This window comes from Streptomyces sp. NPDC047014, assembly GCF_040644195.1.
Taxonomy (GTDB): Bacteria; Actinomycetota; Actinomycetes; order Streptomycetales; family Streptomycetaceae; genus Streptomyces.
In genome coordinates, this window is the sequence record NZ_JBEYVX010000040.1 from 32,477 (window position 1) to 58,095 (window position 25,619).

23 protein-coding genes and 2 pseudogenes are annotated in these 25,619 nt (G+C 71.3%); 16 read left to right on the top strand and 9 right to left on the bottom strand.

The window, feature by feature from the left end; all coding sequences use genetic code 11:
- Positions 1-6: 6 nt before the first annotated feature.
- Positions 7-252, top strand: coding sequence for a DUF397 domain-containing protein (locus ABZ873_RS21335; RefSeq protein ID WP_360874265.1), 246 nt, complete (start codon positions 7-9; stop codon positions 250-252).
- A 144-nt stretch (positions 253-396) separates the two neighbouring features.
- Here ABZ873_RS21335 and ABZ873_RS21340 read toward each other — a convergent pair whose 3' ends face one another.
- Complete coding sequence (locus tag ABZ873_RS21340) at positions 397-906, bottom strand: ATP-binding protein (protein ID WP_360874268.1); 510 nt, start codon at positions 904-906, stop codon at positions 397-399.
- Positions 907-1,248: 342 nt separating this feature from the next.
- Here ABZ873_RS21340 and ABZ873_RS21345 point away from each other — a divergent pair, with 342 nt between their 5' ends.
- The 9 genes and pseudogenes from ABZ873_RS21345 to ABZ873_RS21385 form a co-directional block, all read left to right on the top strand.
- Positions 1,249-2,127 carry a helix-turn-helix transcriptional regulator gene (locus ABZ873_RS21345; protein ID WP_360874271.1) on the top strand — a complete coding sequence of 293 codons (879 nt, stop codon included), beginning with the start codon at positions 1,249-1,251 and terminating at the stop codon, positions 2,125-2,127.
- Positions 2,128-2,216: 89 nt separating this feature from the next.
- Positions 2,217-3,674: an aldehyde dehydrogenase family protein gene (locus tag ABZ873_RS21350; RefSeq protein WP_360874274.1), complete on the top strand. Its 1,458-nt coding sequence runs from the start codon at positions 2,217-2,219 to the stop codon at positions 3,672-3,674.
- A gap of 48 nt (positions 3,675-3,722) precedes the next feature.
- Positions 3,723-5,789, top strand: a pseudogene (gene mrdA, locus ABZ873_RS21355) (penicillin-binding protein 2); the annotation flags it as partial.
- Positions 5,790-5,905: 116 nt separating this feature from the next.
- Positions 5,906-6,421: a DinB family protein gene (locus ABZ873_RS21360; RefSeq protein ID WP_360874324.1), complete on the top strand. Its 516-nt coding sequence runs from the start codon at positions 5,906-5,908 to the stop codon at positions 6,419-6,421.
- Between the two features lie 74 nt (positions 6,422-6,495).
- A complete protein-coding gene (locus ABZ873_RS21365; RefSeq protein ID WP_360874277.1) occupies positions 6,496-7,113 on the top strand; it encodes a PadR family transcriptional regulator in 618 nt (205 codons plus the stop codon).
- Between the two features lie 71 nt (positions 7,114-7,184).
- The gene (locus ABZ873_RS21370) at positions 7,185-8,132 is read left to right on the top strand and encodes an ATP-binding cassette domain-containing protein (protein WP_360874280.1); all 948 of its coding nucleotides are present in this window, start codon (positions 7,185-7,187) and stop codon (positions 8,130-8,132) included.
- Positions 8,133-8,245: 113 nt separating this feature from the next.
- On the top strand, positions 8,246-8,992 hold the full coding sequence (locus tag ABZ873_RS21375; protein ID WP_360874327.1) for an ABC transporter permease: 747 nt from the start codon (positions 8,246-8,248) through the stop codon (positions 8,990-8,992).
- Between the two features lie 77 nt (positions 8,993-9,069).
- On the top strand, positions 9,070-9,828 hold the full coding sequence (locus ABZ873_RS21380; RefSeq protein WP_360874283.1) for a MerR family transcriptional regulator: 759 nt from the start codon (positions 9,070-9,072) through the stop codon (positions 9,826-9,828).
- A gap of 122 nt (positions 9,829-9,950) precedes the next feature.
- Positions 9,951-10,583 (top strand): annotated as a pseudogene (locus tag ABZ873_RS21385) (VTT domain-containing protein); the annotation flags it as partial.
- 165 nt (positions 10,584-10,748) lie between these two features.
- Here the strand turns inward: ABZ873_RS21385 and ABZ873_RS21390 are convergent.
- The gene (locus ABZ873_RS21390) at positions 10,749-12,392 is read right to left on the bottom strand and encodes a threonine/serine exporter family protein (RefSeq protein ID WP_360874286.1); all 1,644 of its coding nucleotides are present in this window, start codon (positions 12,390-12,392) and stop codon (positions 10,749-10,751) included.
- Positions 12,393-12,682: 290 nt separating this feature from the next.
- Positions 12,683-13,177 (bottom strand): inorganic diphosphatase, encoded by a 495-nt coding sequence (locus ABZ873_RS21395; protein WP_360874330.1) that lies wholly within the window; start codon positions 13,175-13,177, stop codon positions 12,683-12,685.
- Between the two features lie 193 nt (positions 13,178-13,370).
- Here ABZ873_RS21395 and dacB point away from each other — a divergent pair, with 193 nt between their 5' ends.
- The 6 genes from dacB (at position 13,371) to folE (ending at position 21,026) form a co-directional block, all read left to right on the top strand.
- Positions 13,371-14,813: a D-alanyl-D-alanine carboxypeptidase/D-alanyl-D-alanine-endopeptidase gene (gene dacB / locus ABZ873_RS21400; RefSeq protein ID WP_360874289.1), complete on the top strand. Its 1,443-nt coding sequence runs from the start codon at positions 13,371-13,373 to the stop codon at positions 14,811-14,813.
- A 38-nt stretch (positions 14,814-14,851) separates the two neighbouring features.
- A complete protein-coding gene (locus tag ABZ873_RS21405; protein ID WP_360874292.1) occupies positions 14,852-16,003 on the top strand; it encodes a zinc-dependent metalloprotease in 1,152 nt (383 codons plus the stop codon).
- Positions 16,004-16,359: 356 nt separating this feature from the next.
- Positions 16,360-17,439 (top strand): tRNA lysidine(34) synthetase TilS, encoded by a 1,080-nt coding sequence (gene tilS, locus ABZ873_RS21410; protein WP_360874295.1) that lies wholly within the window; start codon positions 16,360-16,362, stop codon positions 17,437-17,439.
- A 67-nt stretch (positions 17,440-17,506) separates the two neighbouring features.
- Positions 17,507-18,067: a hypoxanthine phosphoribosyltransferase gene (gene hpt, locus ABZ873_RS21415; protein WP_030228417.1), complete on the top strand. Its 561-nt coding sequence runs from the start codon at positions 17,507-17,509 to the stop codon at positions 18,065-18,067.
- A gap of 217 nt (positions 18,068-18,284) precedes the next feature.
- On the top strand, positions 18,285-20,312 hold the full coding sequence (ftsH, locus tag ABZ873_RS21420) for an ATP-dependent zinc metalloprotease FtsH (protein ID WP_360874299.1): 2,028 nt from the start codon (positions 18,285-18,287) through the stop codon (positions 20,310-20,312).
- Between the two features lie 105 nt (positions 20,313-20,417).
- Positions 20,418-21,026: a GTP cyclohydrolase I FolE gene (gene folE, locus ABZ873_RS21425; protein ID WP_360874302.1), complete on the top strand. Its 609-nt coding sequence runs from the start codon at positions 20,418-20,420 to the stop codon at positions 21,024-21,026.
- Between the two features lie 63 nt (positions 21,027-21,089).
- Here folE and ABZ873_RS21430 read toward each other — a convergent pair whose 3' ends face one another.
- The 6 genes from ABZ873_RS21430 to ABZ873_RS21455 all read right to left on the bottom strand — a co-directional run.
- Positions 21,090-21,575, bottom strand: a complete 486-nt coding sequence (locus ABZ873_RS21430) for a DUF3180 domain-containing protein (protein ID WP_360874305.1) — start codon at positions 21,573-21,575, stop codon at positions 21,090-21,092.
- 88 nt (positions 21,576-21,663) lie between these two features.
- Positions 21,664-22,272, bottom strand: a complete 609-nt coding sequence (gene folK / locus ABZ873_RS21435; RefSeq protein WP_360874308.1) for a 2-amino-4-hydroxy-6-hydroxymethyldihydropteridine diphosphokinase — start codon at positions 22,270-22,272, stop codon at positions 21,664-21,666.
- Positions 22,269-22,628, bottom strand: coding sequence for a dihydroneopterin aldolase (gene folB, locus ABZ873_RS21440; RefSeq protein WP_360874311.1), 360 nt, complete (start codon positions 22,626-22,628; stop codon positions 22,269-22,271). Before folB ends, folK begins: the two co-directional genes overlap by 4 nt.
- Positions 22,629-22,760: 132 nt before the next feature.
- Entirely contained in the window at positions 22,761-23,204 is a 444-nt protein-coding gene (locus ABZ873_RS21445) for a nuclear transport factor 2 family protein (protein ID WP_360874314.1), read from the bottom strand.
- Between the two features lie 31 nt (positions 23,205-23,235).
- Positions 23,236-24,108 (bottom strand): dihydropteroate synthase, encoded by an 873-nt coding sequence (folP, locus tag ABZ873_RS21450; RefSeq protein WP_360874316.1) that lies wholly within the window; start codon positions 24,106-24,108, stop codon positions 23,236-23,238.
- A 179-nt stretch (positions 24,109-24,287) separates the two neighbouring features.
- A partial coding sequence (locus ABZ873_RS21455) for a phosphatidylglycerol lysyltransferase domain-containing protein (protein WP_360874318.1) occupies positions 24,288-25,619 on the bottom strand: 1,332 nt, incomplete at its 5' end.

Below are 25,619 nucleotides of genomic sequence, written 5' to 3' on the forward strand. Positions count from 1 at the left end.
CTTCCTGTGGACCACGCGTACAACGGGATGGCAGCTGCAGAACTCGCTACCTTGTTTGAGCTGACGTGGCAGAAGAGCAGACACAGCAACTCGCAGGGTTCCTGCGTGGAGTTCGCGAAGCTGCCCGGCGGCGATGTCGCCATGCGCAACTCGCGGTTCCCGGACGGCCCGGCGCTCGTCTACACGCCCGCCGAGATCCAGGCCCTGCTCCTGGGCGTCAAGGACGGCGAGTTCGATCATCTGATCGGCTGACGGAACGGCGCAGTCACCGCACGGATCACGCCATGCACGTGCACCGGCCGGTACCGATCGCCCTGATCGGTACCGGCCGGTTTTCCGTGCCGAGGCAGCGGCGCCGCCGCCTTGCCGGGGAGCGGGCCCCGTCGTGGAGCGTGCTCAGTCGTGGAGCAGGAACAGCGCCCAGACCACCTTGCCGGTCAGCTGCCCCGCGAGCGGGTGCCAGCCCCAGCCGTCGCTGTAGGAGTCCACGAGGAACAGCCCGCGCCCGGACTCCAGGTCCACGTTCTCCTCGGTCCGCTCCGGCGAGAAGGCGCCCCCGGGCCGGTCCTCGCTGGGGTCGCGCACCGCGCACACCAGCCGGGTGCTCCACCGCATGAGGTGCAGCCGTACCGGCGGCCCCGGCTCGGCGTCCGGGCCGCGCGACTCGTCCGGGAGGGCGTGGCGCAGCGCGTTGGTGACGAGTTCGGAGACGACCAGGGCCACATCGTCGAACCGGTCGTCGAGCCCCCACTGGGACAGTGTCGAGCGGGTGAACGAGCGGGCGCCCCGCACCGCGTCGAACCGCGCGGGCAGAGCGCAGGAGGCGGACCCGGAGACAGCCGTGGGGTCGACCGGGGGAAGCCCCTGCCGTAACGGCTCGAGCATGGTCGATCCATTCGTCCCCATGCGAGGCACTCCCGGGATTCGCGGACGAAGCGGTGGCTTGTGTCCAAAGAGAACTGCGGGGTGGGTCCCGCGCCGGCGCGAAGAGCACGCAGGTGCGCGGGGACCATCGTTCCGAATGCTCGGGCCGGATGCAAGGGCAGATGCACGTGCACGCGCCGGACCTGTCCACTCACGTCATGGTTCTTGCTCATTTCTTCCTACGCAGACTGACGGACTTCTTTTCGCGCGCCCAGGATTCCGTTACAGAACGAGTACGGCCCGATGCGTTTTGGTGGCAGACTGCGGCCTCTGGGGTACGGGGGCTCCAAGACGTCGCGTACACACCACGCGCACGCCAATGCGATGGGGAGGGCAGTACGAGTGACCGCAGAAACCAGCGGTTCTGTGGTGCGCCGCATCCTCCTGGGCTCCCAGCTCAGGCGACTCCGAGAATCCCGCGGCATCACCCGTGAGGCGGCCGGCTACTCGATCCGCGCATCCGAATCGAAGATCAGCCGCTTGGAGTTGGGAAGGGTGAGCTTCAAGGCAAGGGACGTCGAAGACCTCCTCACGCTCTACGGAGTCACGGACAGCACCGAGCGCGAGTCCCTGCTGGGACTCGTCCGCGAGGCCAACGCGACCGGCTGGTGGCACAGTTACGGCGATGTGCTGCCCGGCTGGTTCCAGACCTATGTGGGCCTGGAGGGCGCCGCCTCCCTCATCCGTATCTATGAGGTGCAGTTCGTGCACGGCCTGCTCCAGACCGAGGCGTACGCCCACGCCGTCGTCAGCCGGGGCATGCCCGACGCCACCGCCGCCGAGATCGACCGCCGCGTCGCGCTGCGCCTGGAGCGCCAGAAGGTCCTCGTCTCCGAGAGCGCGCCCGTCTTCCACGCCGTGCTCGACGAGGCCGCGCTGCGCCGCCCGTACGGGGACCGCGAGGTCATGCGCGGCCAGCTCGAACACCTCATCGAGGTCTCGCAGCGGCCCAATGTGCAGCTCCAGGTGATGCCCTTCTCCTTCGGCGGCCACGCGGGCGAGAGCGGAGCCTTCACCCTGCTGCGCTTCCCGGAGTCCGATCTCCAGGACATCGTCTATCTGGAACAGCTCACCAGTGCCCTCTACCTGGACAAGGAAGAGGAAGTGGGGCAGTACGAGCGCGCGATGGAGCGCCTCCAGGCCGACTGCCCGGACCCGGACCGCACCCGGGATCTTCTTCGCGGCCTACTCCAACTGTCTTGATTCGCACGTAGTATGACGTCTGATCAGTGCATGAGGACCGATCGGTCTCCGGTGCAGCGCAAGGGTGCGCGCTCGCAGTAAGGGATGGCATGTCCATATTCAGCGACCTCGCTCACCAGTACATCGACGGCGAATGGCTGGCCGGCAACGGTTCCTGGGACATCATCGACGTCAACCCGTACAACGGCGAGAAGCTGGCGGCCATCACGGTCGCCACCGTCGAGCAGGTGGACCTGGCCTACCGCGGCGCCGAGCGCGCCCAGCGCGAATGGGCCGCCACCAGCCCCTTCGTCAGACGTACCGTCCTGGAACGCGCCCTGCGGATCACCGAGGAGCGCGAGAAGGAGATCGTCGAGGCGATGATCGACGAGCTCGGCGGGACCCGTCCCAAGGCCGAGTACGAGGTGCATCTCGCCAAGGAGTTCCTGCGCGAGTCCCTCCAGCTGGCCGTGCGCCCCGAGGGCCGGATCCTGGCCTCGCCGGTCCCGGGCAAGGAGAACCGCGTCCAGCGGCTGCCCGTCGGCGTCGTCACCGTGATCAGCCCCTTCAACTTCCCCTTCCTCGTCGCCCTGAAATCCGTGGCCCCGGCCCTGGCCCTCGGCAATGCCGTGGTGATCAAGCCCAACCAGAACGCGCCCGTGGTCGGCGGCGGGGTCATCGCCAAGATCTTCGAGGACGCCGGGCTGCCCGCCGGCCTGCTGAACGTCCTGGTCACCGACATCGCCGAGATAGGCGACGCGCTCCTGACCCACCCCGTCCCCAAGGTGATCTCCTTCGCGGGCTCCGACCGGGTCGGCCGGCACGTCGGCGCGGTCGCCGCCCGCCACTTCAAGCGGACGGTCCTGGAGCTGAGCGGCAACAGCGCGCTCGTCGTGCTCGACGACGCCGACCTGGACTACGCGGTGGACGCCGCCGTGTTCAGCCGCTTCGTCTACCAGGGCCAGGTCTGCATGGCCGCCAACCGGATCCTGGTCGACGCCTCCGTCGCGGAGGAGTTCACCGAGAAGTTCACCGCCCGCGTGCGCGCCCTGCGCACCGGTGACCCGCACGACGCCGACACCCACATCGGCCCGCTGATCAACTCCTTCCAGGCCGACGCCCTCACCGCGCTCGTGGACCAGGCCGTGGAATCCGGGGCGCGTGCCCTCGTACGGGGTTCTACGCGCGGCAACCTCGTCGAGCCCACCGTGCTCGCCGGGATCCCCGAGGACTCCCCGCTGCTCGGCCAGGAGATCTTCGGCCCCGTGGCCCTGCTGGTGGTCTTCGACGGCGAGGACGAGGCGGTCCGGCTGACCAACGCCACCCCCTACGGGCTCAGCGGTGCCGTGCACACCCGGGACGTGGAGCGGGGCGTGCGCTTCGCCCAACGGATCGAGACGGGCATGATCCACGTCAACGACTCCACCATCGGGGACGAACCGCTCGCCGCCTTCGGCGGGGAGAAGGCGTCCGGCCTGGGCAGGCTGAACGGCGAGGCCACGGTGGAGGCGTTCACGACCCAGAAGTGGATCTCTGTCCAGTACGGGCGGACGGCGTTCCCCTTCTAGGTCATTAGACTCGGCCGGGCGAAGGCAGCCGCCCGGGGGAGATCGAGTTTGAGCAACATTCCGGAGACCGGCCGGACCCCTCGGGTCCAGAACCGGCTCGTCGTCATCCAGATCGTGGTCTTCTCGCTCCTGCTCACGCTCGGCGGGCGGCTCTGGTACCTCCAGATACGCAACGGCCAGGAGTACACGGACGAGGCCAAGAACAACCACGTCCAGCAGGTGGTCCAGCCCGCCGTGCGCGGCTCCATCCTGGACGCGCGCGGTGTTCCGCTCGCGGACAACGCCACCCACCTGGTGGTCTCCGCGAGCCGCACCGAGCTGCTGAAGATGAAGGACAAGGGCAAGGGCGTGCTGACCCGGCTCGCCGGGGTGCTGGGCAAGGACCCGCAGGAGGTCGTGGACAAGGTCCGGCTCTGCGACGCCAAGACCAAGCAGCCCTGCTGGAACGGCTCGCCCTACCAGCCGATCCCGGTCAGTAACGAGGCCACCACCGAGCAGGCCCTCCAGATCCGCGAGCACCCCGAGGACTTCCCCGGGATCACCGCCGAGGCCACCGCCCTGCGCCGCTACGCGGGCCCGGACCAGGCCAACACCTCCCAGGTCCTCGGCTACCTCTCGCCGGTCACCGACGAGGAGATCGCCAAGGCCAAGAAGACCGAATCGCCCTATCTGCGCTCCGACCAGGTGGGCCGCTCCGGCCTGGAGCGCACCTACGACAAGGAGCTGCGCGGCAAGGCGGGCGTCACCCGCTACGAGGTGGACAACCTCGGCCGCGTGATCGGCCAGGGCGTGACCGACCCGGCGCAGGCCGGCTCCAACATCGTGACCTCGATCGACTCCCGGGTGCAGGCGGTCGCGGAGCGCGAGCTGAACAACGCGATGATCGACGCCCGCAAGGTCTCGGACAAGAACACCCGCCGCAACTACGAGGCCGACTCGGGCGCGGTCGTGGTGATGGAGAGCAGGACGGGCCGGATCGTCGCCATGGCCTCGAACCCGACCTACGACCCGAACGCCTGGGTGGGCGGCATCTCCGCGAAGGACTACGCCTCCCTCACCGACAAGGAGTCCAACTACCCGCTGCTGAACCGCGCGATCCAGGGCCAGGCCGCCCCGGGCTCGATCTTCAAGGTGGTCACCTCCACGGCCGCGGTCAACGCCGGCTACCCCTTCAACAACCGCTACCCCTGCCCCAGCTCCTACTCGGTGGGCAGCCAGACCTTCACGAACTTCGAGTCGCAGGGCCACGGCGACATCACCATCGGCCGGGCCCTTGAGGTCTCCTGCGACACGGTCTACTACCTGCTCGCGGACCAGGAGTGGAAGAAGGACGGCGGCATCAAGCCGAAGAAGGACCCGAACGACTGGTTCCTCAAGACGGCCCACGAGTTCGGCCTGGGCAAGCGCACCGGCATCGACCTGCCCAACGAGGTCCCCGGCCGGGTCCCCGACCGCAAGTGGAAGCAGGACTTCTTCGACGCCAACAAGGACGCCTGGTGCCGGGACGGCAAGAAGAACGGCAGCTTCGCCGAGAAGATCGCCTACGAGAACTGCCGCCAGGGCAACCAGCTGCGTGAGGGCGACGCGATCAACTACTCCATCGGGCAGGGCGACACCCTCGTCACCCCGGTCCAGATGGCCTCCGTCTACGCGGCCATCGCCAACGGCGGCACCCTGCACCAGCCCAGCGTCGGCAAGGCGGTGGTCAGCGCCGACGGCTCCTCGGTGAAGGAGATCGCCCCCAAGGAGCAGGGCAAGCTGCCGATGGACAAGAAGACCCGCGACAACATCGACGCGGCCCTCGCCGGCGTGGCCACCGACGGCAGCGCCGCCTGGCGCTTCGGCGGCTGGCCGCAGAAGCAGATCCCGATGCACGCGAAGACCGGTACCGCCGAGGTCCAGGGCAAGCAGACCACCTCGTGGTTCGCCTCCTACACCGAGGACTACACGATCGTGATGACGATCTCCCAGGGCGGCACCGGCTCCGGCGCCTCGGGCCCGGCCGTCCGCAAGATCTACGAGGCCATGTACGGGCTGGACCCGACGGGCAAGCAGGACCTCAGCAAGGCCCTGCTGCCGCAGCCCGCGACCGGGCTGCCGGCGATCCGCCCGGAGACGGAGAATCCCGCCGGCTGAGGCCGGATCGAGGACAGCCGCTGACCGCAATGCTCCGTAGCGTGGGTCGTGTCGGAGGGAGAAACCCCCCGGCACGGTCCACGCGGAGGCGGTTCATCATGGCCCAGGTTCCTGTCGACATTCCCGGCGACGAGCGCGGCACGCTCCTGTCCTTCGTCGAGGCGCAGCGCGCGGCCCTCCGGGCGTCCGTCGAAGGGCTGGACGAGGAGCAGGCCGCGAGCCGGCCGAGCGCCAGCGAGCTCTCCCTGTCCGGGCTGCTCAAGCACGCCGCCGAGGTGGAGCTGGGCTGGCTGCGGATGGCCCAGCGGCGGCCGAACGAACGGCAGCGCGACGAGACCACGTACGGGGACAGCTTCCGGCTGGTCGAGGACGAGTCCATCCCGTCCGCGCTGGCCTTCTGGGACGGGATCCGGCAGGAGACGGAGGCGTTCGTCACCACCCTGCCCAGCCTGGACGAGTCCTTCCCGCTGCCGCCGGCGCCCTGGTTCCCCAAGGACACCAAGGTGTCGATGCGCTGGATGCTGCTGCACCTGGTGGAGGAGTTCGCCCGGCACGCGGGCCACGCGGACGTCATCCGCGAGTCCCTGGACGGCACCAAGGCGATGGGCTGACGCGGCGGGCCGCCGGGCGGGAGGCGGCGGGGCCGGACGGCGGGCGGCCGGGCCGGGCTGAGTAGCCTGGCCCCATGTCAGCGATCCGGCTCCTTGTCCTCGGCGCGGTCCGTCAGCACGGCCGGGCCCACGGGTACCAGGTGCGCAACGACCTGGAGTACTGGGGCGCCCACGAGTGGTCGAACGCCAAGCCCGGGTCGATCTACCACGCGCTCAAGCAGATGGCGAAGCAGGGCGTCCTGCTCGCGCACGAGGTGGCCCCGAGCGTGGCCGGCGGCCCGCCGCGCACCGAGTACGAGCTGACGGGCGCGGGCCGGGAGGAGTACGTCCGGCTGCTGCGCGAGGCGCTGTCCTCCTACGACCAGAAGGCGGACATGCTGTCGGCGGCGATCGGCTTCATGGTCGACCTGCCGCGGGCCGAGGTGCTGGCGCTGCTGGGGCAGCGGCTGGCGAAGCTGTCGGCCTGGCGCACGGCGGTGACCGAGCACTACACGCCGGAGGGCGGCCCGCAGGCCCTGGGCCACATCGGCGAGATCATGCACATGTGGGTCCATTCCGCGGATGCCGAGGCGGAGTGGACCCGGGGCCTGGTCGCCCGGATCGAGGGGGGCGCGTACTCCTTCGCCGGTGAGGGCGGCGATCCGTTCGTGGGTGTCCTCGCGGAGGGCCAGGAGAACCCGTACGCGATCTGATCAAGTTTGACTAGCCGGATGCTGGGGCTTACCGTATCGGTCCCAGCTAATCAAAATTGACTAATGGGGGAGTGGTGACGGCGATCCACGTCGAAGGTGTCCACAAACGCTACGGCGGCAAGCCCGCCCTGGCCGGGCTCGATCTGGAGGTGGCCCGCGGCACCGTGCACGCCGTGCTCGGCCCCAACGGCGCGGGCAAGACCACGGCGGTCCGCATCATGAGCACCCTGCTCCGGCACGACGAGGGCGTGGTCCGGGTCGCGGGCCACGACGTCCGCACGGACGCGGCGGCCGTCCGCGCCCGCATCGGCCTGCTCGGCCAGAACGCGGCCCTCGACGAGGGACTGGGCGGGCGGCAGAACCTGGAGATGTTCGGGCGGCTCCACCACCTCGGCGCGCGGCGGGCGGGGCTGCGGGCCGACGAGCTGCTGGAGCGCTTCGGCCTCGCGGACACCGGCCGCAAACCGGTGAAGCAGTACAGCGGCGGCATGCGGCGCCGGCTCGACCTCGCGGCCTCCCTGATCACCGATCCGGAGGTGCTCTTCCTCGACGAGCCCACCACCGGGCTCGATCCGCGCGGCCGGGCCGAGGTGTGGAGCGCGGTCCGCTCCCTGGTGGGCGGCGGCACCACGGTGCTGCTGACCACGCAGTACCTGGAGGAGGCCGACCAGCTGGCCGACCGCATCGCGCTGGTCGACTCCGGCCGGGTCTCGGCCGAGGGCACCGCCGACCAGCTCAAGGCCCTGGTCGGGGCGGACCGGATCGTCGTCGTCCTGCGGGACGCGGCCCGGCTCGCGGAGGCGGCCGCGCTGCTGCCCGGCCCGGCCGTGGACCCGGACACGCTGACCCTGGGCTTCCCGGTGGAGGACCGGGTGGCGGGCCTGACCCGCACCCTGCGGGTGCTCCAGGAGGCGGGCATCGAAGCGGTGGACCTCTCGGTCCGGCGGCCCACGCTGGACGAGGTCTTCCTGCACCTGACCGGCGGCAAGGACAAGGACACCGTGGAGGCGGCCGTATGAGCACGGGCACAGCGACGACAGCGACGACCGGTCCGGCGGGTCCGGCGGGCCCGGCGGGTTCGGCGGGACCGGCCTCGGGCGGCCTGCCCTGGGCGGTCGTGGACTCCTGGACCATGACCCGGCGCGAGCTGGCCCACTGGGCCCGGCAGCCGGTGCAGATGATCGTCGGGCTGGTCTTCCCGGTGATGCTGCTGCTGATGTTCGGCTTCCTGGTCGGCGGCGGGCGCGGGATCGACGGCGAGTACGTCGAGTTCCTGGTGCCCGGCATGCTGGCGCTGACCATGGCCTTCGGGCTGGAGTCGACGATGACCGCGGTCACCCAGGACCTCGGCAAGGGGGTCATCGACCGCTTCCGCGCCATGCCCATGTCCTCCTCCGCGGTCCTGGTCGGCCGCAGCGCGGCGGACATGATCCAGTCGGCGGTGGGGCTCGTGGTGCTGGCCGGGGTGGGGCTGCTGCTCGGCTGGCGCTGGCACGGCTCCGCGGCGGCCACCCTGGGCGCCTTCGGGCTGCTCCTGCTGCTGCGGCTCGCGATGCTGTGGATCGGGATCCACCTCGGCATGGTCGCGGGCCGGCCGGAGATGGTGCAGGCGGTGCAGATCCTCGTCTGGCCGGTCGGTTTCCTCTCCAACGCCTTCGCCACCCCGGAGTCGATGCCGGGCTGGCTGGGCGCGGTGGTGGAATGGAACCCGATGTCCGCGACGGCCACCGCGGTCCGCGACCTGTTCGGGAACCCGGCGGCGGCCGGTTCCTCCTGGGCCGGCGACCACGCGGCCCTGCTCGCCGTGGTGTGGCCGCTGGCGCTGCTGGCGGTCTTCTTCCCGCTGGCGGTGGCCCGGTTCCGGGGGCTCAGCAAGTAGCCCGCCCGCGGGGACTTGCACCTCACGCCGCGTGAGGGACCACAGTGAGGGGCGTACCCAACCAGAGGGCGGGAGAGATGAGCTACTCCGTGGGCCAGGTCGCCGGTTTCGCCGGGATCACGGTGCGCACGCTGCACCACTACGACGAGATCGGCCTGCTCTCCCCGGGCGGCCGCAGCGGGGCGGGGCACCGGCGTTACGACGACGGCGACCTCGACCGGCTGCAGCGGATCCTGTTCTACCGGGAGCTCGGCTTCCCCCTCGACGAGGTCGCGGTCCTGCTGGACGACCCGCGGACGGATCCGCGGGAGCATCTGCGCCGGCAGCACGCGCTGCTGACCGGCCGGATCGACCGGCTCCAGCAGATGGCCAGGGCCGTTGAGCACGCCATGGAGGCGAAGAAGATGGGCATCAACCTCACCCCCGAGGAGAAGTTCGAGGTCTTCGGGGACTTCGACCCCGACGAGCACGCCGAGGAGGCGGAGCGCCGCTGGGGCGGCACGGACGCGTACCGGGAATCGGCGCGCCGCACCGCCTCGTACACCAAGGAGGACTGGCAGCGGATCCAGGCGCTCTCCGACGACCTGAACCGGCGCTTCGCCGCCCTGCTGGACTCCGGTGCGGCGGCGGACTCGGAGCGGGCCATGGACCTGGCGGAGGAGCACCGCGACTGGATCAACGGCAGCTACTACTTCTGCACGTACGAGATCCACACCTGCCTGGGCGAGATGTACGTGGCGGACGAGCGCTTCACCGCCTTCTACGAAGCCGTCCGTCCCGGTCTGGCGGTCTTCGTCCGCGACGCGATCCTGGCGAACGCGGTACGCCAGGTATGAGCGGGTGAACACCCCGCACGGCCCCCTCCGGTCCCTGGAACCCGGTGGGGGTCGTGTGCGTTGATAATTGAAACTGCCCCCTCCGCAGTACGTCCCCCCGATTCCAGGAGAGCCCGGAACCCGTGTATACGCTTGCGCTCGGCCCTGAGTGGCTGTCCCCGGACTACCTGATCTCGCACTTCGGTCTGATCGGCATCCTGGTCATCGTCTTCGCCGAATCGGGTCTCTTCGCCTTCCTCCCGGGCGACTCCCTGCTCTTCACGGCGGGCCTGCTGGTCGCGGACGGGCAGTACATCAAGCAGCCGCTGTGGCTGGTCTGCACCCTGATCGTCGCCGCGGCGATCATCGGTGACCAGGTCGGCTACATGATCGGCAAGTTCTTCGGGCCGAAGCTCTTCAACCGTCCGAACTCCAAGCTCTTCAAGCGGGAGAACCTGGACAAGGCGCACGAGTTCATGGACCGGCACGGCCCGAAGGCCATCGTGCTGGCCCGCTTCGTACCGATCATCCGCACCTTCGCCCCGATGGTCGCGGGCGCCGGCTCGATGAAGTACCGCACCTTCCTGACGTACAACATCATCGGCGGCATCGGCTGGGGCGCGGGCGTCACCATCGCGGGCTACTGGCTGGGCCAGATCGCGTTCATCAAGGAGAACGTCGAGCCCATCCTGGTCGGCATCGTCCTGATCTCGGTCATCCCGGTGGTCTTCGAGGTCCTCAAGGCCCGCAAGGAGTCCAAGGCCGCGGCGGCCGCCCAGCCCCCCGCACCCCTCCCGACGGACCCCTCCACCCCCCAGCGAGGCCGCCACGCCAAGCGCTGACCCACACCCCCGAAGGGCCGACCACCCACCCCCGCAGGGGGCGGGGAGAGGGCGGCCCTTCGCCGTGTCCGCCGTCCGCAAGCGCGGCCGGACGGGCCCTCAGTAGCCCCGCGTGCGCTTGGCCGCCGCGCGTTTCGCGGCTGTGGCGGCGCCCGGGATGCGCATGAAGAGGCGGGAGGTTTCCGAGCCCAGGTTGACGCCGATCGCGATGGCCAGGGCGATGGCCGCGGCGTTGACCAGGGAGCCCAGGCCCTCGTTGAGGCGGTTCTCGGCGATGAGGAGGAGGCCGTAGTAGGTCGCCGAGCCGGGGAGCAGCGGGCCGATGGCCGCCGTGACGTACGGCAGCGCGGAGGCGAAGCGGTAGCGGGAGAAGAGCTGGCCGAAGAGGCCCACCAGGCCCGCCGCGACGGCGGTGGAGGGCACGGGCGGGATCCCGCCCGCGTAGTGCAGGGCCCCGAAGGTCACCCACGCCACCGCCCCGTTGAGGGTCACGATCCACACCGTCGAGCGCTCCTGCTGGAGCAGGATCGCGAACGTGAACACCAGCACCATCGAGGCCGCGATCTGGAGCAGCGGCCGCTGGGTGATCTGGAGGACCTCCTCCGGTTTCGGCGAGGCACCCAGCTGGAGCCCGAGGTAGAGCACCACGAGCACGCCCATGATGATGCCGATGAAGAGGTACATGACCTCCAGCAGCCGGGCGGACGCGGTGATGTAATAGCCGGTCAGACCGTCCTGCACGGCCGCGACCAGGGCCCGTCCGGGCAGCAGCGCGAACAGCCCGCCGGTGATCACCGCGGACGCCTTGATGTCCTCGATCTCCAGCAGCTTGAGCGCCACCCCGAAGGCCGCAGGCGGCATCGCCGCCACTACGAACTGGTAGAACTCGGGCAGTCCGCGCCCCGCGCACAGCCACGCCAGCCGGTCACCGAGCACCGCGCCGAGTGCGGCCGCGAAGAAGACGAGCACCCCGCCGCCGACGAGCACCGAGGCCGCCCCGGCGAGCAGCCCGGCCGCCGCCGTGAGCACCCACGTGGGGTACGGGTGCCGGTTGCGCCGGATCTCGGCCAGCCGCCGGTACGCCTCCTCCAGCGAGACGTCGACGTCGGGCTCGCTGATGTCCGCGACCAGCCGGAAGACGGCCGCCAGCCGGGTGTAGTCGGTGCCCCGGCGCCGCACGGTCCGGTTCACCGACACCGGGTTGTCGACGAGGGAGGGCTGGTGGCTGATCGACAGCAGCGTGAAGGTCACCGTCGGCTCGCAGCGGTCCAGGCCGTAGGAGTGGGCCACCGCGAACATCGCGGCCTCCACGTCCTCGGAGCCCTCGCCGCCGGCCAGCAGCAGCTCCCCGATGCGCAGGGTCAGGTCGAGTACGCGCCCCACGGCCGGCCCGTACTCACTGGGCCGCTGGACCAGCTCCGGCAGGGGCCGCACGTCCGCCGGCATGCGCAGCATCGTCCGCATCCGGTCCTGCCACGGCGATTCCGTCAGCCGGGCCACGGGGAAGCCCTGGCCGGGGGTGTAGGCGGGCGGGGAGTGCGCGGCGCTGTAGGTGGCCGGGGTGGCGAAGGCGGAGCCCTCCGGCTCGGGCTGCACCGGCTCGGCGCCCGCCGGAAGGGCGAACTCCGAGGTGGGCTGGTCCTCGTCCAGGGCTTCCGGTTCCATGCCGGGCGGCACCATGAAGGCGCTGTGCGCTTCGTCGGACTGGGGCTTCCTGTCCTCCGCCCCGTCGGCCTCCGCCACGCGTCCTCGCCCTCCCGTTCGTGATCACCCGGAACATCAGTATGCGGAATCGTTCAGTCCTCGCGCACACCCGCAGCGCCCGCCCGAGCCACTACCTCAGCCACGGCCCGAGCCGCCACCTCAGCTACGGCCCGAGCCCCCGCCTCAGCCACCGCCTGCCCGAAGCCCGCCCGGGCACACGGAAGCGGGCGGCACCCCCGAAGAGGTACCGCCCGCCACCTGTCACGTGTCACGCGTCACGCGGGGCCCGGGGAGTTCACCGCCCCCGGCCCGTCACCGCCGAGCCGAGCTCAGTGGTGGCCGCCCTGCGCCTGCAGACGCTTGTAGGACGCCTCGATCTCGGCCTCGGCCTCGGTGCGGCCGACCCAGTTCGCGCCCTCGACCGACTTGCCCGGCTCCAGGTCCTTGTAGACCTCGAAGAAGTGCTGGATCTCCAGGCGGTCGAACTCGGAGATGTGGTGGATGTCGCGCAGGTGCTCCACGCGCGGGTCCGACGCCGGGACGCAGAGCAGCTTGTCGTCGCCGCCCGCCTCGTCGGTCATACGGAACATGCCGATCGCGCGGCACTTGATCAGGCAGCCCGGGAAGGTGGGCTCGTCCAGGATGACCAGCGCGTCCAGCGGGTCGCCGTCCTCGCCGAGGGTGTTCTCGACGAAGCCGTAGTCCGTCGGGTAGCTGGTCGAGGTGAAGAGGCGACGGTCCAGGCGGATCCGGCCGGTCTCGTGGTCCACCTCGTACTTGTTCCGCGAACCCTTGGGGATCTCGATGGTGACGTCGAACTCCACGTCCTGCTCCTCCATGATCAGCTCCGGCCCTGTGCCGGGGCTTGATGTGCTCCGAGTGATAGCGCGTCCGGCCCAGCCCTCCCGGATACCGCTGGGAGGTACCCCAGCCGGGTGGGGTGCCATGCTCGCGGCAAGACGCAGTGGTTAAGTGTCCCTCACGCATATGTGTGATCGCGAAAGGGGCTGGTCCGAGGTGCCTTCGGTCAAGACCTGGCAGCTCATCGCGGGTGCGGCCGCCGCCGGCCTCGCCCTGTCGGTGGCGACGGTGGCCGCCGCCGGTCCCTGGGACTCCGGCCAGCGTAAGGCCGAGCGGGACAGAGCAGCCTCCTGGGGCCTCACGGGTGGCGCAGATCACGGCGGCGGCCCCGGTTCCGGTTCCCTCCCGCAGGCCGCGCCCAGTGCCCCCGGGGTGCTCGACGCCACCGGCCCCGGCGCCGCGCGCGGCCAGGCGGCGGCGGCCCCCGGCGGCGGGGGACTGGCCGCGGCGCTCGGGCCCCTGCTGGCCGATCCCGCGCTCGGCAGCGTCCGTACCGCCTCCGTCGTGGACACCGCGACCGGACAGGTGCTCTACGAGTCGGGCGCGCGCGAGCCGATGACCCCCGCCTCCACCGTCAAGATCGCCACCGCGGCGGCCGCGCTCACCGCCCTCGGCCCCGAGCACCGGATCCGCACCACCGTGGTCCCCGGTGCCACGCCCGGACAGATCGTCCTGGTCGGCGGCGGCGACCCCTCCCTCACCGCCAGGAAGAAGAGGCCCGCCGGATCCGGCGGCAGCCTCGTCGCCCTCGCCGCCGACGCCGCGCAGGCGCTCAAGGCCGCCGGCACCGACACCGTGTCCCTCGGCTACGACGACTCGCTCTACTCCGGGCCCGCCCGCCACCCGATCGGCGTCAACCCGAACATCGCGCTCGTGACCGCCCTCGCGGCCGACGAGGGCCGCCCCGACGACTCCACCTCCGGGCCCGTCGACCGCGCCGAGGACCCGGCCCGGGACGCCGCCCGCGCCTTCGGCGCCCTGCTGGCCGAACGCGGGGTCAAGGTCACCGGCGAACCCGCCCGGACCAAGCCCGCCGCCGGGGCCCAGCCGCTCGCCACCACCCTCTCCACCCCCGTCGCCGGGCTCGTCGAGCGGATGCTGACCAACAGCGACAACGACATCGCCGAGGCCCTGGCCCGCCAGACCGCCCTCGCCTCCGGGCAGCCCGCCGCCTTCGAGGGCGGCGAGAAGGCCGTCTCCGCCCGGCTCGCCGGACTCGGCCTCGACGTGGCCGGCTCCCGCTTCGCCGACGGCAGCGGCCTCAACCGCGCCGACAAGGTCAGCGCCGGGCTGCTCACCGCCCTCCTCGCCAAGGCGGCCGATCCCGCCCACCCCGAGCTGCGGCCCGTGCTGACCGGACTGCCCGTCGCCGGATTCACCGGCACCCTGCGCGGCCGCAACGCCGGCGCCTCCCCGGCCGCGGGCCTGCTGCGGGCCAAGACCGGCACCCTGAGCGGGGTCAACTCCCTCTCCGGGACCGTGGTCGACACCTCGGGCCGGCTGCTGGCCTTCGCCTTCCTGACCGCGAACACCCCGGGCCCCGAGGGCGCGGAGAAGGCCCTCGACAAGCTGGCCGCGGCCGTCGCGGGCACCGCGTAGGGGGTCCGCCCGCGGGCTCGTCCACGTACCGTTGACGCATGACGAGCATCAGTGGTGCGGAGATGGTCGACTGGAACCTCGCGGTGGCGACCGCGACCCGACTGGTACGGCCCGGGCCGGAGGTCACCCGGGGCGAGGCGCGGGCCGTCGTCGCCGAGCTGCGCGGGCACGCCAGGACCTCGGAACGGCACGTACGCGAGTTCACGCGGATGGCGACCCTGCTCCCCGAGGGGGTCGCGGTCCCCGACACGCCGGTCCTGGTCGTGGACCGGGCCGGCTGGGTCAAGGCGAACGTCGCCGGATTCCGGGCGCTGCTCACGCCGCTCCTCGGCAAGATGCAGGAGCGCCGGGCCGGCGCCCCCGGCGGAGCGGTCCTCGGCGCGGTCGGCGGCAAGGTCACCGGGGTGGAGCTGGGCATGCTGCTCAGCTTCCTGGCCTCCCGGGTCCTCGGGCAGTACGAGACCTTCGCGCCGGTGTCCCGCGACCTCCCGGCGTCCCCCGGGGGCGGCCGGCTGCTGCTCGTCGCCCCGAACATCGTGCACGTGGAGCGCGAGCTGGAGGTGAACCCGCACGACTTCCGGCTGTGGGTCTGCCTCCACGAGGAGACGCACCGTACGCAGTTCACGGCCGTCCCGTGGCTCCGCGACCACCTGGAAGGGGAAATCCAGACGTTTCTCGGCGCCACCGACATGGACCCGATGACGGTCCTGGAGCGCATCCGGGAGGCCGCCCAGTCCTTCTCCGGCGCCCGCCCCGACGCCGAGCGCGGCGAGGAGGGGCGGTCCCTGGTCGAGCTGGTGCAGACGCCCGAGCAGCGGGAGATCCTGGGCCGCCTCACCGCCGTGATGTCCCTGCTGGAGGGGCACGCCGACTTCGTGATGGACGGCGTCGGCCCGCAGGTGGTGCCCTCGGTCGCCGAGATCCGCGAGAAGTTCCAGCAGCGCCGGGCCAGCGGCGCGGGCCGGCTGGACGCCGCCCTGCGCAAACTGCTCGGGCTCGACGCCAAGCTGCGCCAGTACCGCGACGGGGAGCGCTTCGTGCGCGCCGTCGTCGGCCAGGTCGGCATGGACGGCTTCAACCGGGTCTGGACCTCGCCGAACACCCTGCCCACCAAGGCGGAGATCGACCGGCCCGCCGACTGGGTGGCGCGCGTGCACCGCAAGGCCGGCGAAGGGAGCCACGAGGCGTGACGGCGGGTCCCCGGGGCTGCTCCGCGGCGGATCCGGGGCGGGGCCGGGGCGGCCGTACGAAGGCCCGGGAGCGGCCGTACGGAGGGCCCGGGGCGGTTGTCCCGGGCCCCACGAGTTCACTCGCGCCACATATGCCGTAGCGGCCTAAACCTGTCCCGCCGGGGGAAGCAGCATCACCCGTCCGAGGGACCGTGGGGCGTGGAAGGGCGTGCGATGCTCGGGGAACGGCTCGGTTCTGTCACCATCGACGCACTCTGAGTGACATCCTCCCCTCCGCGGGGGCGGCCGGGCAGCACACCCCAGCACACCACCCCGAAGCCTCCGAGGCATCCGAACTCCATCGAAGGGCACCGGACATGGGTCCCCATCCTGCGGTCGCGGCGATACGCCTGGCGGTCCGCCGCGTACTCCACGACGTCCTCACCGAGCTCACCGACCTCCCCCGGACCCCGTCCGGCACGGTCCCGCGCGCGGCCCGCCGTACCGGGGCGAGCGCCCCGCCGCTCGTCCTCGTCGCCTGCTCCGGCGGCGCCGACTCCATGGCACTCGCCTCGGCCCTCGCCTTCGAGGCCCCCAAACTCGGTATCCGGGCCGGCGGCGTCACCGTCGACCACGGGCTCCAGGCCGGCTCCGACCTGCGCGCCGCCGAGGTCGTCAGCCGGATGACCGCCCTCGGCCTCGACCCGGTGGAGTCCGTCGCCGTGCGCGTCGGCCGCGACGGCGGCCCCGAGGCCGCCGCCCGCGACGCCCGCTACGGAGCCCTGGACGAGGCCGCCGACCGCCTCGGCGCCGCCGCCGTACTGCTCGGCCACACCCGGGACGATCAAGCGGAAACCGTCCTGCTCGGACTGGCCCGCGGCTCCGGGATCCGCTCGCTCTCCGGCATGCCCGAGGTCTCCGCGGGCCCCGGCGGCCCCGGCCGGACCGGCCGCGGCCACCGCTACCGCCGCCCCTTCCTCCAGGTCGACCGGCAGACCGCCCGCAAGGCGTGCATGGTCCAGTCCCTGGCCGTCTGGGACGACCCGCACAACATGGACCCGGCGTACACCCGCTCCCGTCTGCGGCACGAGGGGCTGCCCGCCCTGGAGAAGGCGCTCGGCAAGGGCGTCGTCGAAGCCCTCGCCCGCACCGCCCAGCTCTCCCGCGACGACGCCGACGCCCTGGACTCCTGGGCCGCCGAGGCCGAGAGCGGCGTACGCGACGAGGACGGCCGCCTGGAGTGCGCCAAGCTGTACGCCCTGCCCCCGGCCGTCCGCCGCCGCGTCCTGCGCCGGGCCGTGGTCGCGGCCGGCTCCCCGGCCGGCTCCCTCTTCGCCCGCCACATCGAGGAAGTCGACCGGCTCATCACCGGCTGGCGCGGTCAGGGCGCCATCAACCTGCCCGGCCGGGTCGAGGCCCAGCGGCAGGGTGGCAGACTTGTCATCCGGCAGGGCTGATCGACGCTGAAACACGGCCGAGTCCTCCGGGGGCCACACCCCGGAGCCCCGGCCGACAACGAAAGTGATGCGGGTGGACGAGAAGGACATGGGCAGCGACCTCCAGTCGGTGCTCATCACCAAGGAAGAGATCGACGCGAAGCTGGCCGAGCTGGCCGCGAAGATCGACGCGGAGTACGCGGGCAAGGACCTGCTGATCGTCGGGGTGCTCAAGGGCGCCGTGATGGTGATGGCGGACCTGGCACGCGCCTTGTCCACCCCGCTCACCATGGACTGGATGGCGGTGTCCTCGTACGGCGCCGGGACCCAGTCCTCCGGCGTGGTGCGGATCCTCAAGGACCTGGACACCGACATCAAGGACAAGCACGTCCTGATCGTCGAGGACATCATCGACTCCGGTCTGACGCTGTCCTGGCTGCTGTCCAACCTCGGCTCCCGCCAGCCGGCCTCCCTGGAGGTCGTCACGCTGCTGCGCAAGCCCGAGGCGGCGAAGGTCGCGATCGACGTGAAGTGGGTCGGCTTCGACATCCCGAACGAGTTCGTCGTGGGCTACGGCCTCGACTACGCCGAGAAGTACCGCAACCTGCCCTTCGTGGGCACGCTCGCCCCGCACGTCTACGGCGGCTGACCGCCCCCTGCCGTCCCCCCGGGGTCCCCGCGAGAAGCACGGCCGCGCCGGGGAACCTGGGGGCGCTTCCCCCCGTTGAAACAGGGGAAGGCGGGTCTGTCAGCCGTCCCACGGGACCGCGGGTGACAATTCAGGGGTACATTCCGAAGAACAGTCTTTACTCACAGCAGCATTTACCTACGGGCAGGAGGGACGGGGTGCCCGGCACCCCGTATGGATGGACGTGAAGCGATACTTCCGTGGGCCGGTCATGTGGATCGTGCTGGCCGTCCTCGCCGTGGTCGTGTTGATGAATGTCGTCGGCTCCGGCGGCGGCTACAAGTCGGTGGACACCAGCGAGGTCATCAAGGCGATCAACACTGGTCAGGTGGAGACAGCCAAGCTGACCACCGGCGACAGCCAGATGATCAAGATTGAGCTCAAGCAAGGCGAGAAGCTCGGCAAGCACGACGGCACCAAGTTCCAGGCCAACTACATCGGGGATCAGGGCGTCCAGCTCGCCCAGAACCTCCAGACCAAGTACGACGCCGGTCAGATCCCGGACGGGTACTCCGTCACGCCGGACAAGACCAGCCCGTTCCTGAGCGTGCTGCTCTCGCTCCTGCCCTTCGTCCTCATCGTCGTTGTCTTCCTGTTCCTGATGAACCAGATGCAGGGCGGCGGCTCCCGGGTCATGAACTTCGGGAAGTCCAAGGCCAAGCTCATCACCAAGGACACCCCGAAGACGACGTTCGCGGACGTCGCGGGCTCGGACGAGGCCGTCGAGGAACTCCACGAGATCAAGGAGTTCCTGCAGGAGCCGGCGAAGTTCCAGGCCGTCGGCGCCAAGATCCCCAAGGGCGTGCTGCTCTACGGCCCGCCCGGCACCGGCAAGACCCTGCTCGCGCGCGCCGTCGCGGGCGAGGCCGGTGTCCCCTTCTACTCGATCTCCGGCTCCGACTTCGTCGAGATGTTCGTCGGTGTCGGCGCCTCGCGTGTCCGCGACCTGTTCGAGCAGGCCAAGGCCAACGCCCCGGCGATCGTCTTCGTCGACGAGATCGACGCCGTCGGCCGGCACCGCGGCGCGGGCCTCGGCGGCGGCCACGACGAGCGCGAGCAGACCCTCAACCAGCTGCTCGTCGAGATGGACGGCTTCGACGTGAAGGGCGGCGTCATCCTGATCGCCGCCACGAACCGCCCCGACATCCTCGACCCGGCGCTGCTGCGCCCGGGCCGCTTCGACCGGCAGATCGCGGTCGACCGGCCCGACATGCAGGGCCGTCTGGAGATCCTCAAGGTCCACCAGAAGGGCAAGCCGGTCGCCCCGGACGTGGACCTGGGCGCTGTCGCCCGGCGCACCCCGGGCTTCACCGGTGCCGATCTCTCCAACGTCCTCAACGAGGCCGCGCTGCTCACGGCCCGCTCGGACAAGAAGCTGATCGACAACCACGTCCTGGACGAGGCGATCGACCGCGTCGTGGCCGGCCCGCAGAAGCGGACCAGGATCATGTCGGACCGGGAGAAGAAGATCACCGCCTACCACGAGGGCGGACACGCCCTGGTCGCGGCGGCCTCCCCGAACTCCGACCCGGTCCACAAGATCACGATCCTGTCCCGCGGCCGGGCCCTGGGCTACACGATGGTCCTGCCCGACGAGGACAAGTACTCGACCACGCGCAACGAGATGCTCGACCAGCTGGCCTACATGCTGGGCGGGCGCGCGGCCGAGGAGCTGGTCTTCCACGACCCGACCACGGGCGCCGCGAACGACATCGAGAAGGCCACGGCGACGGCCCGCGCGATGGTCACCCAGTACGGCATGACCGAGCGCCTGGGTGCGATCAAGTTCGGCGGCGACAACACCGAGCCGTTCCTGGGCCGCGAGATGTCGCACCCGCGGGACTACTCGGAGGAGGTGGCGGCGCTGGTCGACGAGGAGGTCAAGAAGCTCATCGAGACCGCGCACAACGAGGCGTGGGAGATCCTCGTCGAGAACCGCGACGTCCTCGACAACCTCGTCCTCGCGCTGCTGGAGAAGGAGACGCTGGGCAAGGAGGAGATCGCCGAGGTCTTCTCGACCATCGTCAAGCGCCCGGCCCGCCCCGCGTGGACCGGCTCCTCCCGCCGCACCCCGTCGACCCGTCCGCCGGTGCTCTCTCCCAAGGAGCTCCAGCTGACGAACGCGGCGAACGGCACCTCGTCCACCCCCTCGCCCGTCTCCACGGAGAAGGGCATCGAGGTGGCCCCGGAGGACCGCCCGGAGTAATCCCGGCCCCGCCCCACCCGGAATGGAAGCCGCGCCCCCCAGGTTCTAGCCTGGGGGGCGCGGCACATTTGTACGACCGCGTGTGCGGACAGGAACGAGGATGAGATGACCGACCCAGTGTCCCTGACCGGTGACGAGGGCAGGATCGGCGAGTTCGACGAGAAGCGCGCGGAGGCGGCCATCCGCGAACTCCTGATCGCGGTCGGCGAGGACCCGGACCGCGAGGGCCTGCTGGAGACCCCGGCGCGCGTGGCGCGCGCGTACCGGGAGATATTCGCCGGGCTCTACCAGAAGCCCGAGGAGGTCCTGACGACGACCTTCGACCTCGGCCACGACGAGATGGTCCTGGTCAAGGACATCGAGGTCATGAGCTCCTGCGAACATCACCTCGTCCCGTTCCACGGGGTCGCCCACGTGGGCTACATCCCGTCCACCGACGGGAAGATCACCGGGCTGTCGAAGCTGGCGCGCCTCGTCGACGTGTTCGCCCGCCGGCCCCAGGTGCAGGAGCGGCTGACCACGCAGATCGCGGACTCCCTGATGGAGATCCTGGACCCGCGCGGGGTCATCGTGGTCATCGAGTGCGAGCACATGTGCATGACCATGCGCGGGGTCCGCAAGCCCGGCGCGAAGACCATCACCTCGGCGGTCCGCGGCCAGCTCCGCGCCCCCGCCACCCGCAACGAGGCCATGTCCCTGATCATGGCGCGCTAGGCCGTCCCTTCCGGACCTGGCCGGAGGGCCGTCCGGGGGCGCCTGCGCGCCCCCGGGGAGCGGTCAGGCCGGGGCCGGGGCGTCCGGGGTCTCGTCGTCCTCCGGGAGCTTCAGGACGTGTTCCAGGAAGAGGGCCGCGGCGATGACCGCGATGCCCGCCAGGACCGAGAAGCCCGCGTACCACGCCTGGTCGCGGCGGGCCGGGACGTCCAGGGAGTCGGTCAGCAGGAAGACGCCCACGCCGCCGTACATGCCCGCCACCAGGGCCGCCACGAGGGCGCTGGCCTGTGCGAAGACCAGGGCGCGGGCCGCCATCAGCGGTTCCACGCCCTTGGCCTCAGGGCGCCGCTCGCGCTGGACCTTCAGACGGGCCCGCAGGGACAGGGCGGTGGCCAGCAGCACCACGGCGATGACGCCCAGGACGATGGGCGCGGCGAGCGGCACCCCGGGCAGGGTGCCGTACGCGTTCCACAGCCGGGCCGCGGCCCAGGACAGGATCCCGGCGACGGCGAAGATCCCCGCCAGGACCGCCGGCCTCAGTTGCTTCACGTGCCCGTTCCCCGCTCTCTGTGTCTGCGTGCCGCGTCGCGCTGTCCGCGTCGTCCGCCTCGTCCTCGGCAGTCCACAAAGCTAACGGCTATTCGGGGAGGTGGAGTTCCAGATCGGGACGCGCCGTCACCCCGGTCAGGCCGATTCCGGCCAGCAGCGCGGCGACCGCGCCGTGTCCGGGGAGCTGGGCCTCGGGGTCGATGTCGTTCCAGGGCGCCAGTACGAAGGCGCGCTGGTGGGCCCGCGGGTGCGGGAGGGTGAGGACCGGGTCGTCCGAGACCGTGTCGGCGTACGCGACGATGTCCACGTCGATCGTGCGCGGCCCCCAGCGCTCCTCGCGGACGCGGTCGAACGCCTCCTCGATGGCGTGCCCGCGCTCCAGCAGGGAGGACGGCGGCAGGGTGGTCTTCACCGCGACGACCGCGTTGAGGTACGAGGGCTGCGAGCCGGGCTCGACGCCCCACGGCTCGGTCTCGTAGACGGGCGAGACGGCCTTGACCCGCATCCCCGGGGTGTCGCCGAGGGCGTCGATGGCCCCCTGGAGGGTCTCCAGGCGGTTGCCCAGGTTCGCGCCGAGCGCGAGGACGGCCCATTTCGGGTTCGACAGGGTCACGTCCGCCGCGTCCACCGCCTCGACGACGGCGGCGGGGACGGGCTGGACGGTGGGGTCGCTCGGTGCGTTCAGTCCGTTGTTCATGCGCGGCTCCGGGTGATCGTGATGGTCACGTCGTCGAAGGGGACGGTGATGGGTGCGTCCGGCTTGTGGACGACGACCTCCACCTGCGCCACCGCTTCGTGCTTCAGGCACTGCTGGGCGATTCGCTCCGCGAGGGTTTCGATCAGGTCCACGGGCTCGCCCTGGACCACGTCGACGACCTCCTCCGCGACGACCCCGTAGTGCACGGTCTTCGCCAGGTCGTCCTCGGCCGCCGCGGGGCGGGTGTCGAGGTGCAGCACGAGGTCGACGATGAAGGTCTGGCCCTCCTCGCGTTCCCGGGGGAAGACGCCGTGGTGCCCGCGGGCCTTGAGGCCGCGCAGTGCGACACGATCCACGCGAATCACTCCTGCTTTCGTAGGTTCTTCCGGTCCCGGGGGCTTCCCGGGGCCATGGGCCTACGCCGAGTGCGGTCGGCGTCGTCCGTCTTCGAATTTACCTGCGAAATACTCCGGCCCCCGCCGTCGGGGTCAGGAGGGCTCGTCCTCGTCGCCCTCCTCGGTCTCCGTGAGCACCGGAGAACCGTGGTGGGACCACAGGCGCCAGCCCTCGGATGTGCGTCGGAACACATTCGTGGCGACGACCAGCTGGCCGACGAGCGGGCCCAGTTCCCCGCCGTTCTCGGCGGGTCCCCCGCTGAGGATGTTCTCCGTACAGGTGACCAGCGCCGTGTCCCCGGTCACGGCCACCTTGGTGTCGGTGAGGAAGAACTGGATGTACTCGGTGTGGGACATGATCAGCGCGTACGAGCGCAGCACCTCGCCGCGGCCCGTGAGCACCGGCCAGCCGGGGTGCACGCAGGAGATCTCGTCCTCCAGCCAGAGCGCCGACAGAGCGTCGAAGTCCCCCCGCTCCATTGCCTCGTAGAAGGCCGTGTTGACCTCTTCGACCGCTTCGATGTCGGTTCTGCTCACAGTGCTCCTTGCCGGTCGCGGACGTCGAGGTTCAGAGTGCCCCTTCCACGGCACGGGCCACCCGAACCGCGTCCGCGCTCGCCCGTACCTCGTGGACCCGTACGGCCCAGGCGCCCTGGTGGGCGGCGATGGCGGAGACGGCGGCGGTGGCGGCGTCCCGTTCGCGGGCGGGCGGCGGGGTGCCCTCGCCGCCGCCGGCCAGGACCCGGCCGAGGAAACGCTTCCGCGAGGCGGCGACCAGCAGCGGGAAGCCGAGGGCGCGCAGCTCGGCCAGGTGCGCCACGAGGGCCAGGTCGTGCTCGGCGGTCTTGGCGAAGCCGAGGCCCGGGTCGACGAGCAGCCGCTCGGGGGCGATCCCGCCGGCCACGACCGCGTCGATCCTGGCCCGCAGCTCGGAGGTGACCTCGGCGAGCACGTCCTCGTAGACGGCGAGGCTGTTCATGCCGGCGCTGAAACCGCGCCAGTGCATCACCACGAAGGGCACCTCGGCCGCGGCGACCGCCGGGACCATGCCGGGGTCCGCGAGCCCGCCGCTGACGTCGTTGACCAGGGCGGCCCCGGCCTCGACGGCGCGGGCGGCGACGGCCGCGCGCATGGTGTCCACGGAGACGGTGATGCCCTCGGAGGCCAGGCCGCGCACCACGGGGACGACCCGGCGCAGCTCCTCCTCCTCGTCCACGCGGGAGGCGCCGGGCCGGGTGGACTCGCCGCCGACGTCGACCAGGTCGGCGCCCTGCGCGACGAGGTCGAGGCCGCGCTTGACGGCCGCGGTGGTGTCGAACCAGCGGCCGCCGTCGGAGAAGGAGTCGGGGGTGACGTTCACGACGCCCATGACCGCGCAGCGGTCCCACTCCGGCAGACCTTCGACCCGGCCCCGGCCGGTGGCTCCACGCTTCGTGTTCATGGGTCCAGGGTAGGGCTGACCTGGACACGGCAGGATCCGGGAGGCCGGGCGGCGGCCCCGGGCAGGCCGAAGGCCCGGCCGGAGGGTCCGGCCGGGCCTTCGGAGGGTCCTCGTCGCGTACGGGGCGTCTCTCGGGTCGCTCTCGGGTACGGGGCGTGCGCGCGCCCGGGGGCGCGCGCTCAGGCCGCCTGGACCTCGCGCTCCTTCTGCTGCGGCACCGGCGCCATCGCGTTGTGGGTGCAGGTACGGACCGGCTTGGGCCGCCGGCGGCTGGCGAACAGCCGGGGCAGCGCCAGTGTGACGAAGCCCTCGGCCTGCATCGCGGCGAAGCCGATGCGGGGCAGGTCGCGGGTGGTGCGGAAGACCACGAAGCGGGGCTCCCAGCGCGGCTGGAACTTGGCGTTGAACTTGTACAGCGACTCGATCTGGAACCACCGGGAGAGGAAGACCAGCAGGCTGCGCCACATCCGCAGCACCGGGCCGGCGCCGATCTTCTCGCCGCGGGCCAGCGCCGAGCGGAACATCGCGAAGTTCAGCGAGACCCGCTCGATGCCCAGGGACGGGGCGGCCTGCAGGGAGGCCACGATCAGCAGCTCGTTCATACCCGGGTCGGCCGCGCGGTCGCGGCGCATCAGCTCCAGCGACATGCCGTCCTTGCCCCACGGCACGAAGTGCTGGATGGCCTTGAGGTCACCGAAGGGGCTGGTGTCGCCCTCCTCGACGCGGTGGGCGGTGGCGATGAAGCAGTCGCCGTCGCCCGGGTCGCCGACCCGGCCCAGCGCCATCGAGAAGCCGCGCTCGGTGTCGGTGCCGCGCCATGCCTCGGCGGCGCCGCGGACCTGCTCCAGCTCCTCCTCGGTCAGCTCGCTGACCCGGCGCACCTGGGTGGTGTAGCCGTTGCGCTCGATGCGCTTCACCATCTGGCGGACATTGCGCATGGCACGGCCCGAAAGGGAGAAGTCTTTGACATCGACAATCGCCTCGTCACCCAGCTCCAGGGCGTCCAGACCGGTCTCGCGGGTCCACACCTCGCCGCCGGTCTCGCTGCAGCCCATCACGGCGGGGGTCCAGGAGTGGGCCTTGGCCTCCTCCATGAACCGCTCGATCGCGCCGGGCCACGCCTCGACGTCACCGATGGGGTCGCCGGAGGCGAGCATCACACCGGAGACGACGCGGTAGGTGACGGCGGCCTTGCCGCTGGGGGAGAAGACGACGGCCTTGTCGCGGCGGAGCGCGAAGTGGCCGAGGGAGTCGCGGCCGCCGTGCCGGGCCAGCAGCTCGCGCAGCTTGCCCTCGTCGTCGGCGGTGAGCCGGGCGGCCGGGTGCTCGGGGCGGAAGGCCAGGTAGATGGTGGTCAGCGCGGTCAGCATGCCGAGCGCGCCGAGCGAGTAGCCCACCGTCCAGGAGACGCGGCCCGCGTAGTCCACGGGGCCCTCGAAGCCGAAGAGGCCGTAGACGACGTGGGTGATCTGCTCGTACAGGCTCGGGTCGCCGACGACCTTGCCCGGGTG